Here is a 13560-nt window from a genome sequence, read left to right on the forward strand (position 1 = left end):
TTTTAATTTGTTATACTTTAATTTCATAAGCTATTCTTTCTTTGTCATCTAAATTATTTTTTATTGTTAATTTTATTTCACCTGACTCAACGAATCCAAAGTTACTCAAAAATTTTCTCATTATTTTATTATCTTTATGCGTGTCTATTCTTATGTAATCTATATTTTCTTTTTTAGCAAAATCCATTATTGCTGATAAAAATTGACGACCAATTCCTTGATTACGAATGTTTTTTAACGTAGCCATACGATGAATTACCAAGTAGTTATCACATTTAGACCATAGAGTGGGGTAGTTCTCATAATCTCTATCGCAGTTAGTTAGCATAGCTGTCGCTACTATGTTTATATCTATTTCATAAACGTAGGATGTTTGCTCTTTTATATCTTGTTTTATCGTTTCTTTACTCGGAGATCCATGCTGCCATTGGTTTATTCCTTGTTGTCGTAGAAATTCTCGACCATCTTCTATAATTAGCATTATCTCATCTAATTCTGTACTTTTTGCTTTTCTTAACATAACTTATCCTTCTGCTTAAATACTTTTTTTTAATTAATAATAGAGAAGGGGAGAATAATAAATTATTCTCCCTAGTCTTTTTATTTTATAATAAATCTTTATTCAAGACAACCTCTACAGGACAGTGATCACTTCCTAGTATGTCGTTATGAATTTTTGCGCTCACTAGATATTTTTCTAAATCTCGACTTGTTAAAAAGTAGTCTATTCTCCATCCTGCGTTGTTTTTACGAGCGTTGAAACGATAACTCCACCAAGAATATGCACCTGTTAATTCTGGGTTAAAATATCTGAATGTGTCGATAAAACCTGCGTCAAGTAGTTTTGTGAATTTTTCTCGTTCTTCTGGTGTGAATCCAGCATTTTTCGTATTTGATTTTGGGTTTTTTAAATCTATTTCTGTGTGTGCTACGTTTAAATCTCCACAAACAACAACACCTTTTGTTTTGTTTAATTCTAGTAAATAGTTTTTAAAATCTTCTTCCCACGTCATACGATAATCTAATCTTTTTAATTCACTTCCTGAGTTCGGTGTGTAGACTGTAATAAAGAAGAATTTATCGTACTCTAATGTTATTATGCGACCTTCTGTATCATGCTCATCTATCCCCATACCGTAATTTACATTTAAAGGTTTGTGTTTTGTATATATCGCCGTTCCTGAATATCCCTTGCGCTCTGCATAATTAAAGTAACTATAATATCCATCAAACTGCAAATCTAGTTGTCCTTCTTGCATTTTTGTTTCTTGCAAACAAAAGAAGTCAGCATCTAATTTTTTGAAGTCTTCTTCAAAATTTTTATTAACAATAGCTCTTAAGCCGTTAACATTAAAACTAATACATTTCATCTTTATACTCCTTTTTCTTTGTGAAATGATTTTTGTTTCACGCGAAACATTTTATTTTCCTAAACAGAATCTACTGAATAACTCGTTGATTAATTCATCACCAGAGTTTTCTCCGATAACTTCTCCTAATAGATTAAATGCGTTTGTGTAGTCTATTAATACCATATCCACCTCAAGTCCCATTTCCGCTGCTTTTATAGCTTCATTAAGACTAACCAATGCTTGTTGAATTAGATTTATTTGACGTGTATTTGATAAATATGTCGCATCTTTTGGACGAGCTGCTCCTTTGAAAAATAAATCTCTAATATTTTTTTCTAATTCATCTATTCCTTTGTACGTCGTCATTGAAGTTTTTATAATAGGGTGGTTGTATGTTAGTTTTTCTATTTCTTCTATATCTATTTTTGTTTCTAAATCAAGTTTATTTAGGATAATAATAGTTGTTTTTCCTTCTGTTAATTTTAATAATTCTCTATCATCATCTGTAAGTTCTTCACTACTATTTAATAAGAATAAGACTAAATCTGCTTTTTCTAACGCTTCTTTACTTCTTTCTACACCTATTTTTTCAACTACATCTTCTGTTTCACGAATACCTGCAGTATCTATTAGTTTTATCGGTACACCTTTTATATTTACATGTTCTTCTAAAACATCACGCGTTGTTCCTGCTATATCTGTTACTATAGCTTTGTTTTCTTGAAGTAAGTTGTTTAATAAAGAACTTTTCCCTACGTTAGGACGACCGATAATAGCTGTGTTTATTCCTTCTTTTATTATTTTTCCTTGTTTTGATGTTTCTAATAAAGCTTCTAAACTATTTTTTATACTTGTTGATTTTTCTAAAATAGTCTTTGTTGTTTCTATCTCTAAATCATCATACTCAGGGTAATCGATATTTACCTCTACAACTGCCAGTATGTCTAAAATTTCTGCTCTAAGACGTTTTATAAGTGTTGATAAGCGTCCTTGCATCTGGTTATTAGCAATTTGACTCGCTTCATCTGTTTTACTCTTAATAAAATCTATAACAGCCTCTGCTTGTATTAAATCTATACGTCCGTTTAAAAATGCTCTTTTTGTAAATTCTCCTGGTTCTGCCATGCGAGCACCGTATTCTAAACAAAGAGCTAGTACTTTTTGAATAGTTATTATTCCTCCGTGACAATTTATTTCAACAACATCTTCTGTTGTATATGTTCGTGGTCCAACCATTTTCACAAGCATAATTTCTTCTATTTTTTCTTCTGTTTTTGGATCTATTATATTTGCATAATTTATCGTGTGTGTTGGTAAACTTTCTACTGTTTTTCCTTTTGGTAGACGAACTATTTTATCAGCAATACTAAATGCTTCATCTCCACTAAGCCTTACAATCCCAATCGCACCCTCTCCAAGAGCTGTCGATATAGCACAAATTGTTTCACTCATGATTTTTCTCCTTTTTTCTATATTTTTCTTTAAACTTTTTCTGTGTTTTCTTTATAAATTCTATATCTTTTTTATTATACACTACTTTTCTATATTTTTCTTGAGAAAAGTATATGTTTAACTATTAAGTTCAAATCAACTTTAAAGTACCAAAAGTTAAAAAGTTATATAATTTGTTTTTCTTGATGATTTAACTAAATTTCAACTAATTCTTTAACTTCATATAAAGTAGGTAGTATATATTATAGATAGTTAATAATATTTTTTTCATGATTCAAGCTTGCTACTTTGCAAGCTTTTCTCCTTTTTATAGATATTTTGATTACGTTATTTTATATTTATAATTTTAATTTAACTTTAATTATAGCTTTAACTTTATCTTAAGTTATTACTATATAATTATAAATATAACAACACTTATTAATATATTTTTTTCATGATATACGGCTCATCTTTGGATGAGCCTTTCTCCTTTGTTGTAATATAAAAAGTATCGAAAGAATTTACTCTCGATACTCTTTTTTATTTTATCATATCTGCTTCTTCTATTGCTTGCTCTAAGTCATCTAAATCATAACTCTTTGGAAGTATTCCACAAGCACCATTAACAAAAGCTTGTCGACGATAGACAGGAACATGACCTACACTACTGCAAATTAATATTTTAGCCTTTGGAAACTTCGTACAAATGGCTTTTGTCGCCTCTAGACCATCCATAATAGGCATACAAATATCCATTGTTACATAGTCCGGTCTAATTTTACTATACATTTGAAGAGCTTTTTTTCCATCTTCTGCAAAATAATAGTTATATCCTGCTCGTTCTACTATTTCTGCCCCGCGACTTCTATAATAAGAACTATCATCCACAATAAGTATAGATTTTTTCATCTTTTCTCCTATTTTGCTGTAATAACTAAATATCTATATGGTTCTTCACCACGAGATTCTGTTTCAACATTTTGAATACCTGTTAGAGCGTTGTGAATAATTTTACGTTCAACACTTGTCATAGGCTCTAATTCTACTGGTTTTCCTATTTTTTTAGATTTTTTAGCTAAGTTTAACGCTAATTCTTCTAAAATTTTTTTACGACTTTCTCTATAATCATCACAATCTACTTCTATTCTGAAGAAATGAGAACTGAATTTTTTAGCATAATTATTTACTAAAAATTGTAAACTATTAAGAGTTACTCCACGTTTTCCAATTATTAAACTAGTATTTTCTTCTGTTTTTATATTTAAAGTAAAGTGTCTGTTTCCATCTTCTGTAAAATCTACAGTAGCATCAGCATATCCCATAGCGATAACGATATTTTGTAAATAACTTACTATACTATCTTTATTTTTTACTATGTAATCTTCTCTTTTTTCTTTTTTCTCAATTACTTCTTGTGTTTTTTCTTCTACTGCTTCTTCATTTTCTACAACTACTTCTTCTTTAACAGTTTCAATTTCTACTACTTTTTCTTCTTGTTTTTCTTCAACAAGTTCTTCTACTTCGACTTCTTTAACTTCTTCTTGTTTTTCATCTTTTATAAATTCACTATCAAGTGGTGTCAATTTTACTTTTGCTTCTTTTTTGAATAGACCAAAAATACCAGCACTTCCTCCCTCGATAACATCTATTTTTACTTTATCTTCTGATAATGCTAAATCTTTCAATCCTTTTTGTAAAGCCTCTTCTACACTACTTGCTTTGTAAATATATTCTTTTTCCATTATTTAACCCTCTTCTCTTTTTCTATATAATTTTGATTTTTTTAATACGTGATCTATGCTACTACCAACTTCTAAAAAGGGTAGTTCTTTTACTCCTGCACGCGCTATAATTATTATATCATAATTTTTTATATGATTTTTTCTTGTTTTAAATGTTTCTCTTATATATCTTTTGATTTTATTACGTTCGTGGGCTTTCCCTAATTTTTTACTAACAGAAATCCCTAAACGCATGTGTTCTAGTTTGTTTTTTTGAAAATAAATTACAAACTGCCTGTTGGCAAAACTTTGCTTTTTTCTAATAATATTATCAAAATCTTGACTTCTTTTTATTCTATATTCTTTTTTCATTTCAAAACCTTTCTTAACACTAATATTTTAACAGTTTCTTTCATTTTTTACAACTATCTTTATTGTTAAGGTTTAAGAGTTTTTTTTCTTTTACAATTATCAGTGTATTCTATAAAATTTTTATTATTTATATATATCTTCCGTATCATTTTTATTATTTATTTTTTTATAATCTTTCAATTGCAAGATAAACGCTATTATTATCAAGGGAAGGAGTATGGTAATTATATCTATTTTTTTATAAATAATATATGAAACTATGTTAAAAACTATCGTTAAAACTGCTGATATTGTTATTATTTGTCTATTTCTTTGTCTATTATTCTTTTTGTGAAAAATAACATTTTTTGCAACGATAAATCCTATTATTATACCTGCAACTATTGTAAGTATATCCATATTATTCTACCTCCACTTTTATAACTTTATCTTCCTTTACTCTCTTTAAAAATAATTATACCATTATCACTACAAAATAAAAAAGCACCACCTAAGTGATGCTTTGTTGCAATTATTAAGCAGAAAGAACTTTTCTTCCTTTTGCTCTACGTCTTGCTAATACGTTTCTTCCGTTTTTAGTGCTCATTCTAGCTCTAAATCCGTGTACTTTTGAATGTTTTCTTTTGTTTGGTTGATACGTACGTTTCATTTTGTCCTCCTCGAGTTTTCTTCTTAGATAGATGTAATAACTGGTATATTTTATCACAACTTTTTCTTTTAATCAAGGAAAAACCTTATTTATTTGAGAAAAAAATTATAAAAAATTTTTAACTCTCATTCTTTTTTTATAAAAAAAGCATTAACTGTTTTTAACATTTTTTCTTCTATATGTTGTGAAAAACAGGTGAATACTTCTAAAAATATTTTATTTTTTATATAGTTTTTAACAAATTTATAACGTTTTTAACAATTTAACAAACAAAAGTTTTCCACAGATGTTAATTATGTGTGAAAAACTTTCTAATCCCTTTTTTTACTGTTTTTACTTTTGTTAATAACTTTGTTAATTATTCCCCATTTATTTTTATTTTCTTTATTTTTTATCTTTTTCCACAGATAAAAGCTAGTAGTTTTTCATAGTTATTAATAGTTTTTTCACAATCTGTGAATAACTTTATCTTTTTCTTTTTTTTATCTTCTTTTTATGATATAATTTATTAGACATTTTATTAAGGAGGGATTATTTTGAGTAATTCCAATTTTTTATGGGAGATTATTCTTCGTGAAATTAAAAATGAAGTAACTCCTCAGGTTTTTGAAACTTGGTTTTCTCGTGCATCTATTGATAATGTAGATTTTGTTAAAAAGCGCGTTGTTATTACTAGTAAAGAACTTTTGGTTTCTCAGTACATTCAAGGTACTTATGATGCTAAATTAAAAGAAATCTTAAAAATAAATACTGGTCTTGATTTACATATAGACTATGATTCTTTAGATAATCATGTTCCTATTCAAGATTCTACAAGTTCTTTCGACAATAAAATTCCTGCAGAAAATATTATTAAACAAAATTTTCTACAAGGGGATAAACCTTCTGGGGCTCAGCATTTTTATCAAAAACAAACTTTTACTTTTGATGATTATAAACAACCTATTCCTAATAAAAATATTACGAACAGTAAGAAAAATCCTACATTGAATAAAAATTATACATTTGAAAATTTTGTTGTAGGTGAAGGTAATGCTTTTACTCATAATATCGCATGGAATGTTGCTGTAGAGCCTGGTGGAATTTATAATCCATTGTTTATCTATGGTGGTGTTGGATTAGGAAAAACACATCTTCTTCATGCTATCGGTAATGAAATGGAAAATAATTTTCCTGATTTCAAGATTGAGTGTATTTCTTCTGAGAAGTTTTTAAATGAATTTCTTGCTTCTATTAAACCTATGAAAAATAAAAATGTAGGTGCAGATGAGGATTTCAGACGTAAGTATCGCGATGTTGATGCTCTTCTTATCGATGATATTCAATTTTTATCTGGAAAAACAGAAACACAAAATGCTTTTTTCCATACTTTTAACGAACTTCAGATGAATCAAAAACAAATAGTTCTAATAAGTGATCGTTCTCCTTCTCAACTTAATGAGTTAGAAGATAGACTTGTTACACGTTTTAGTCAAGGTATAACGGCGGATATTACTCCACCCGACTTTGAAACTCGTATGGCTATTTTGAAATATAAATGTGAACAATTTGATATTCAATTAAGTGAAGAAACACTTACTTATATTTCTAATAATATTTCTTCTAATATTAGAGAATTAGAAGGTGTTTTAAAACGTATTAAATTTACAGCTACTTCAAAAAATCAACAACCTTCTTTAGCTATTGCTGAAGAAATCTTAAGGGATACGCGTATTTCTCCTCGTAAAAACATTTTACCTGAAAATATCCTTAACGTTTGTGCGGATTTTTATCGTATAAAACTTGATGATTTACTTTCTTCTTCTCGTAAAAAAGAGGTTGTTAAGGTTAGAAATATAGCTATCTATTTATGCAGAGAGTTAACTACTTTATCTTTTCCTGCTATAGGAGATTATTTTAATAAAGATCATACTTCTATTATTTACTCAGTAAACAAAATAGCGAAATTAAGTAAAGATGAAGAACCAGAACTTTTTGAAGATATAGAGGTAATAAAAGAGCGTATCGGAAAGATTTAGTAGTATGTTAATAAAATAAAAAGTTTTTATTCTAGTTATTAACAAGTTATTAACAAGAAAAATTATAAACTTATTTTATTTTTATAAGTTATCAACAGTTTTAACAAGACTTATTATTACTATTATATTAAATATATATATTATATAAGGAGACAAAATGAAATTTACAATAGAAAAATCTAATTTTTTAGCAGGTTTAAATCATGTAGCTAGAGTTATAGCTCCTAATTCTCTTTTTGAAATATTAAAAGGGATAAAATTAGAATTAAATGAAAATGTACTTGTCTTAAAAGCAAGTGATTCTTTAGTTTCTGTCGAATTTAGTATAGATGCTTATGATGACGATAAAGAAATTATAACTATAGAAGAAGAAGGTCAAGTAGTTTTACCATCTCGTAATTTTATAGAAATTATTAGAAAAGCTCCTACTAATCTTATTGAAATAGAAACTATAGATAACAATATTTTAGTTAAATCTGGAAAAAGTGAATTTAATGTAAAAGGATATGATGCAAATGAATATCCAGAATTTCCAGTTATATCTAAAGAACATAGTTTAACTTTAGATGGAAAAGTATTTAACGATATTATAAAAGAAACTGTATTTTGTACAGCTCCAAATGACCAAAGACCTATATTAGAAGGGGTTAATTTCACTTTAAATAATAAAGTTTTAACAGCTACGGCTACTGACTCTTATCGTTTAAGTAGAAGACAAATAACTCTTGAAGAAGTAGCTGATGATAAAGAATTTAATTTGATTATACCGAGAAAAGCTCTGACATACTTCCAACGTATGATAGAAGAAGGTAAAGATCAAGTAGAAATTTTTTATGAAAACAATAGAATAGTTCTTTACTATCAAAATGTAGTATATACTGTTTTACTAATTAGTGGGAATTATCCTAATACTAATAAGCTTATACCTACTGTTTTTGAATGTACATTTGTTTCAAATGGAAGAGAGTTATTCGATGCAGTAGATAGGGTTTCTTTAATGAGTCGTGAGGATAAAGATGATATTATAAAATTAATAGTAAAAGATAATGTTTTAGAAATTTCATCTCAATCTAAAGATTTAGGAAGTGCTGTAGAAGAAATAAAAGTAGAGTCTACTTTAGAAGATGATGTATTTGAAATTTCTGTATCAGGTAGATATTTAAAAGAAGCTATATATGCTATAGCTTCCGAAGAAATTATTGTGAAATTTTCTGGAGAACTTACTGCATTTATAGTTCAACCTGCAGATTATCACCGTGATATTATAGAATTAATTTTACCTGTAAGAACTTATTAATTTTAACAAAAAAGACATGTAGACTGAAAAAATATTTTTATCAGACTACATTTCTTTTTTCTGTAAAAAACTCAGAATAAAAGAAAGGAATAATAATGACAAAACGAACAAATAAAGTGATTATATTATTAGGTATTATTTTTTTAGGGATGGTACTAAGAACACCAATCACTTCAGTTGGAGCGATAATAGGTTCGCTAAAAAAATTATTAGAGATAAATAATACCGTAGCAGGATTAATAACAACTATTCCTCTTATAGCTTTTGCTATTTTTAGTCCTCTTGTTACGAAAATTTCTAATAAAATAGGATTAGAAAAAACTATTTTTCTTGCAACAATAGTAGCTAGTATAGGATTATTATTAAGATTTTATATAAATACTTCTATATTTTTTGTAACAACATTTATAATTGGTGTTGGAATAACGGTAGGTAATGTTTTATTGCCAGGTTTAACTAAAAAGTATTTCCCAGAAAATTTAGGTATTATGACAGGTTTTTATGCGGTAGTTATGAATATAAGTGCTTCTATAGCGGCCGGAATAAGTTATCCAATATTAAATACTAATATAGGGGGTGAAAAATTTTCGACAGGGTTAGCAGTTAATATTTGGCTAATAATTTCTTTAATAAATATAATTATTTATTCGGTTATAATAAAAAATAATAAAGTAGAAAAAATAGATAATAAAAAAATAGGTGGTAAAGGTTACTTAAAGAGTTTAAAAATGTGGTCTGTAATGCTAAGTATGGGATTACAATCAGCTCTGTTTTACTGTAGTGTTTCTTGGTTTGCAGAGATAATGATAAGTAAAGGTTTTACCCCTAGTGAAGCAGGTTTATTATTATCAATAAGTCAATTTGCTCAATTCCCTTCAACTTTTTTAGTACCGGTTTTAGCTGAAAAAATTAAAAACAAACTTATAATCCCTATTTTCATAACAATGGGTTATATAGTTTCTTTAATAGGAATGATTCATATTCATGGAAACTTTTCATTAATGATAATTTATATTGTACTTTTTGCATTAGCTGGAGGAGGTTCATTTTCTTATGTAATGTACCTATTTTCTGCTAAATCAAAAAATGAAGAAGAAGCAGCGGATGTATCTGGTCTGGCTCAAGCTGGTGGTTATTGGTTAGCTGCTATATTCCCTCCATTATTAGGTTATATAAGAGATATATTAAATTGGGATGTGGCAATATATATTTTAATAGCAACAGCCAGTTTATTATTTATAACATTATTACATAGTAGCTCTAAAGGAAATATAATAGAAATAAAATAAAAATTATGAAAAAAGATTTCATTTTATGAAATCTTTTTTTATTTCTTATAACTTTTTACTAAAAAAAAATAAAATAAAAATTAGGAAAAAATTAAAAGTTAAACTTAACAAAAAAAATAAAAACAAAAATACTCTTATACTATTAAACAAGGGTATATAACAAAAAATTAAAAATAAAACGTTTTATTTTTTTAGAAATATTAAGAGATAACTTTCAAAAAATATATATATTTTTCTTAGAAATAAAAACTCTTAATATTGAAATTAACGTAATAAAAACACTTTCTTTTTTCAAAAAGTTATGTTATAATTCAAAGGGAGATGAGTTAAAAAATATTTAAATTAAGGGTTAGAAATATTTTTAATTCATATAAAATAAAATAGTAAAAATAATTACTTAAAATATCTAAGATTAAATAATACATTAAATGGAGGTTTTCTTATGAAAGCGAAAAACAGAAAAGTAGTTTTAATAGGTGCAGGAATGGTAGGGATGAGCTTTGCTTATCAACTATATTCAAGCGGTGTATGTGAAGAGTTAGGATTAATCGACTTCTTCCCTGAAAAAGCTGAAGGAGAAGCAATGGACTTAAACCACGGTGGAGCTTTAGTACCACCTATTAAAGTAACTTCTGGTGGATATGAGCAATGTGCTGATGCAGACGTAATCGTAATTGCTGGTGGACTTCCACAAAAACCAGGTGAAACTAGATTAGATTTAGTTGATAAAAATATTAAAGTTGTAAAAGATATGTCTGAACAAATCGTTGCTTCAGGATTTGATGGAGTTATCGTAATTGCATCTAACCCAGTAGACGTATTAACTAATGCATTACAAAAATTCACTGGATTCCCAAGAAATAAAATCGTTGGATCAGGTACAACTCTTGACTCTTCAAGATTCCGTTATATCTTAGGAGATAAATTAGGATTAGCTCCAAGTAGTGTTCGTGGATATATTATTGGTGAACACGGAGATACACAACTTGCTGCATGGAGTAATGTAAATGTTTATGGTAAACAATTTGACAAATTCTTAGAATCTTCTAAATACACTAAAGAAGATTTTGCAGATGTTGAAGAAAAAGTTATGCGTGCTGCATATGAAGTTATCAACCGCAAACGTGCTACTTATTATGCAATCGGTCTTGCATTATTCACAATCGTTAAAGCTATTTTACGTGACGAAAATGTAGAACTTGCTGTAAGTGGATACTGTGATGGACACTATGGAATTGATGGATTATACATTGGTACTCCTGCTATTGTAGGACGTGAAGGTGTTCGTGAAGTTGTTGAATTAGACTTAACAGACGAAGAAACAGCTAAAATGCAACATTCAGCTAAAGTATTAAAAGAAACTTTAGAAAAAGCATATAAATCATTAGAAGCTTAATAGAAAACTAAATAAGAAAAAAGAAGAGTTAGATTTCAATTATAAATTATTTTTATAGGAGAAGATTTAATTCTTCTTTTTTTATTTTATTAATAAAAAAATATATAAAAGGAAAAAATATAAATTTTTGAAAAGAAAAATAGATTTAAATATTGTTTTCAAATACTAGACTTATTAAAAAAAGTTTGATACAATATAAGCGGATGAAAAGGTTTTAAAAAAAGATAAAAAAAACAAAATAAAGATATTAATATAAAAAAATAATAAGTAAAGGAGCGAAACTATGACAATAACAATATATGATGTAGCAAAAGAAGCTAAAGTTTCTATGGCAACAGTCTCACGTGTTGTAAATAATAATCCAAACGTAAAGGAAGATACAAGATTACGTGTACAAGAGGTTATAAAAAAACTGAGATATACTCCAAATGCGGTAGCTCGTGGCCTTGCAAGTAAAAAAACAACAACAATAGGAATAGTATTACCAGATATAGCTGATCTTTTTTCTGCAGAAGTGGTAAGTGGTATAGAATCAGTTGCTAATATGTATAAATATAATATAATTTTAGCGAATTCTTGTGATGATAAAGAGATAGAAAAAAATATTTTCGCATCATTTGTGAGTAAACAAGTAGATGGTATAATTTATTTAGGTCATTCGTTATCAGAAAGCTCTAAAAATTACTTAAAAGATATTAAAATTCCAGTAGTATTAGCAGGAAATCTAGGAAATGATTCAGAATTTTACGCAGTAAATATTGATTATGAAAAAGCTGCGTATGACGTTACAAAAGAATTTTTAGAGAAAGGTTCTAAAAATATTTCATTAGTAATAGATAGATATGAAAGTCAAAAAACTCAACGAATTATAAAAGGTTATAAAGATGCGTTAGCTAGTGAAAAAATCGAATTTAAACCTCAACAAATAATAGATGGATATAGAACGTATAAGGAAAGTAATAGAATTTTTAGAACAATCACTAATGCAGAAGCAGATGTAGTAATTACTATGTTTGATGAAGTTGCTCTTGCGATAATGCACCAAGCACTTGATACAGGTATGAATATACCGGGAGAAATAGAAATAATTTCTTTAGAAAATACAAAACTGTTAGATATGACAAGACCAAAAATTTCATCTATATTCCAACCAATATTTGACATAGGTGCGGTTTCTATGCGTATATTAACAAAAATTATAGATATAGAAAAAGCAAAACGAAAAGGTGAAGAAATAGATGAAGAAGAATTGGAAGAACTGCAAATTCAAAAAAATGAGATGAATCTTCCATATAGAGTAATTCATCGTCAAACAACAAAATAAAAATTAATTTTATAACAATTTTATAGAAGAAAAAAATTCAAAAAAGAATAATTCGTCATTTTTGAATTTTTTTCTTTTTTAGTATTGACATATTAACAAAGTGGTGCTAGAATAGAAAAAGTCTTTTCAAAGAAAAAGGCGAACAATGATATATTTTAAAATTTCTAATGTTAAGTTTTTTCAGGAAAACTACTAAATAGTATTGACAAAAACTAAAACAAATGCTAAAATAAAGGAGTCTTTTGATAAAAAGATGTTAAAAGTTTTTTGTAAAAAAAACTTGACAAAGAAAAAGATAAATGATAAAATATTAAAGTGTCAAATTGACACTAGAAATTTTTAATAAATGCGGGTGTAGTTTAGTGGTAAAACCTCAGTCTTCCAAACTGATGTTGTGAGTTCGATTCTCATCACCCGCTCCATTATTTTGAACATTGAAAACTAAACGAATTAAGTCAACGTTAATTCCAAAAAGGACAGTTTTGAAAAGAAACTATAAAACTTTTTAAAGAGCTAATCAAGCTAACAAATTTATTTGGAGAGTTTGATCCTGGCTCAGGACGAACGCTGGCGGCGTGCCTAATACATGCAAGTCGAGCGAAGTTTTTCTGGTGCTTGCACTAGAAAAACTTAGCGGCGAACGGGTGAGTAACACGTAAAGAACCTGCCTCATAGACTGGGACAACTATTGGAAACGATAGCTAATAC

The 13560-nt window shown here is 27.7% G+C and carries 13 protein-coding genes, 1 tRNA gene and 1 rRNA gene; 7 read left to right on the forward strand and 8 right to left on the reverse strand.

The annotated features are described in order from the left end of the window. Positions 1-10 precede the first annotated feature (10 nt). The 8 genes from O3802_RS04330 to rpmH all read right to left on the reverse strand — a co-directional run bounded on the left by O3802_RS04330 (position 11) and on the right by rpmH (position 5528). Positions 11-520: a GNAT family N-acetyltransferase gene (locus tag O3802_RS04330; protein WP_371458448.1), complete on the reverse strand. Its 510-nt coding sequence runs from the start codon at positions 518-520 to the stop codon at positions 11-13. An 85-nt stretch (positions 521-605) separates the two neighbouring features. After that, positions 606-1370, reverse strand: coding sequence for an exodeoxyribonuclease III (locus O3802_RS04335; protein ID WP_371458449.1), 765 nt, complete (start codon positions 1368-1370; stop codon positions 606-608). Between the two features lie 51 nt (positions 1371-1421). Beyond that, complete coding sequence (gene mnmE, locus O3802_RS04340; protein WP_371458450.1) at positions 1422-2804, reverse strand: tRNA uridine-5-carboxymethylaminomethyl(34) synthesis GTPase MnmE; 1383 nt, start codon at positions 2802-2804, stop codon at positions 1422-1424. Positions 2805-3326: 522 nt separating this feature from the next. Continuing rightward, on the reverse strand, positions 3327-3695 hold the full coding sequence (locus O3802_RS04345) for a response regulator (protein WP_371458451.1): 369 nt from the start codon (positions 3693-3695) through the stop codon (positions 3327-3329). An 8-nt stretch (positions 3696-3703) separates the two neighbouring features. Beyond that, positions 3704-4528: an RNA-binding cell elongation regulator Jag/EloR gene (gene jag, locus O3802_RS04350; protein ID WP_371458452.1), complete on the reverse strand. Its 825-nt coding sequence runs from the start codon at positions 4526-4528 to the stop codon at positions 3704-3706. Positions 4529-4531: 3 nt separating this feature from the next. Beyond that, positions 4532-4879 (reverse strand): ribonuclease P protein component, encoded by a 348-nt coding sequence (gene rnpA / locus O3802_RS04355; RefSeq protein ID WP_314005903.1) that lies wholly within the window; start codon positions 4877-4879, stop codon positions 4532-4534. A gap of 123 nt (positions 4880-5002) precedes the next feature. Further along, complete coding sequence (locus O3802_RS04360) at positions 5003-5278, reverse strand: hypothetical protein (protein ID WP_371458453.1); 276 nt, start codon at positions 5276-5278, stop codon at positions 5003-5005. A gap of 115 nt (positions 5279-5393) precedes the next feature. Then, positions 5394-5528 (reverse strand): 50S ribosomal protein L34, encoded by a 135-nt coding sequence (gene rpmH, locus O3802_RS04365; RefSeq protein WP_003144116.1) that lies wholly within the window; start codon positions 5526-5528, stop codon positions 5394-5396. Positions 5529-6064: 536 nt separating this feature from the next. Between rpmH and dnaA the strand changes: the two genes are divergently transcribed. The 7 genes from dnaA to O3802_RS04400 form a co-directional block, all read left to right on the forward strand. Further along, positions 6065-7546, forward strand: a complete 1482-nt coding sequence (gene dnaA, locus O3802_RS04370; RefSeq protein WP_371458454.1) for a chromosomal replication initiator protein DnaA — start codon at positions 6065-6067, stop codon at positions 7544-7546. Between the two features lie 157 nt (positions 7547-7703). Beyond that, on the forward strand, positions 7704-8843 hold the full coding sequence (gene dnaN, locus O3802_RS04375) for a DNA polymerase III subunit beta (protein WP_371458455.1): 1140 nt from the start codon (positions 7704-7706) through the stop codon (positions 8841-8843). 95 nt (positions 8844-8938) lie between these two features. Continuing rightward, on the forward strand, positions 8939-10132 hold the full coding sequence (locus O3802_RS04380) for an MFS transporter (RefSeq protein WP_371458456.1): 1194 nt from the start codon (positions 8939-8941) through the stop codon (positions 10130-10132). Between the two features lie 442 nt (positions 10133-10574). Then, complete coding sequence (locus O3802_RS04385) at positions 10575-11528, forward strand: L-lactate dehydrogenase (RefSeq protein WP_371458457.1); 954 nt, start codon at positions 10575-10577, stop codon at positions 11526-11528. Between the two features lie 283 nt (positions 11529-11811). Beyond that, positions 11812-12852 carry a LacI family DNA-binding transcriptional regulator gene (locus tag O3802_RS04390; protein ID WP_371458458.1) on the forward strand — a complete coding sequence of 347 codons (1041 nt, stop codon included), beginning with the start codon at positions 11812-11814 and terminating at the stop codon, positions 12850-12852. A gap of 348 nt (positions 12853-13200) precedes the next feature. Then, positions 13201-13274 (forward strand) — tRNA-Gly (locus O3802_RS04395). Between the two features lie 110 nt (positions 13275-13384). Then, positions 13385-13560: ribosomal RNA gene (locus tag O3802_RS04400) — 16S ribosomal RNA — on the forward strand; the annotation flags it as partial.

Source organism: Gemella sp. 27098_8_92 (genome assembly GCF_041433685.1).
Lineage (GTDB): Bacteria > Bacillota > Bacilli > Staphylococcales > Gemellaceae > Gemella.

Bases quoted from the DNA above. Each gene is read 5' to 3' on its own strand.
- O3802_RS04360 (WP_371458453.1), bottom strand. From the start codon at position 5,278: ATGGATATACTTACAATAGTTGCAGGTATAATAATAGGATTTATCGTT.
- O3802_RS04380 (WP_371458456.1), top strand. From the start codon at position 8,939: ATGACAAAACGAACAAATAAAGTGATTATATTATTAGGTATTATTTTT.
- O3802_RS04330 (WP_371458448.1), bottom strand. From the start codon at position 520: ATGTTAAGAAAAGCAAAAAGTACAGAATTAGATGAGATAATGCTAATT.
- O3802_RS04345 (WP_371458451.1), bottom strand. From the start codon at position 3,695: ATGAAAAAATCTATACTTATTGTGGATGATAGTTCTTATTATAGAAGT.
- rnpA (WP_314005903.1), bottom strand. From the start codon at position 4,879: ATGAAAAAAGAATATAGAATAAAAAGAAGTCAAGATTTTGATAATATT.
- jag (WP_371458452.1), bottom strand. From the start codon at position 4,528: ATGGAAAAAGAATATATTTACAAAGCAAGTAGTGTAGAAGAGGCTTTA.
- O3802_RS04335 (WP_371458449.1), bottom strand. From the start codon at position 1,370: ATGAAATGTATTAGTTTTAATGTTAACGGCTTAAGAGCTATTGTTAAT.
- rpmH (WP_003144116.1), bottom strand. From the start codon at position 5,528: ATGAAACGTACGTATCAACCAAACAAAAGAAAACATTCAAAAGTACAC.
- dnaN (WP_371458455.1), top strand. From the start codon at position 7,704: ATGAAATTTACAATAGAAAAATCTAATTTTTTAGCAGGTTTAAATCAT.
- O3802_RS04385 (WP_371458457.1), top strand. From the start codon at position 10,575: ATGAAAGCGAAAAACAGAAAAGTAGTTTTAATAGGTGCAGGAATGGTA.
- mnmE (WP_371458450.1), bottom strand. From the start codon at position 2,804: ATGAGTGAAACAATTTGTGCTATATCGACAGCTCTTGGAGAGGGTGCG.
- O3802_RS04390 (WP_371458458.1), top strand. From the start codon at position 11,812: ATGACAATAACAATATATGATGTAGCAAAAGAAGCTAAAGTTTCTATG.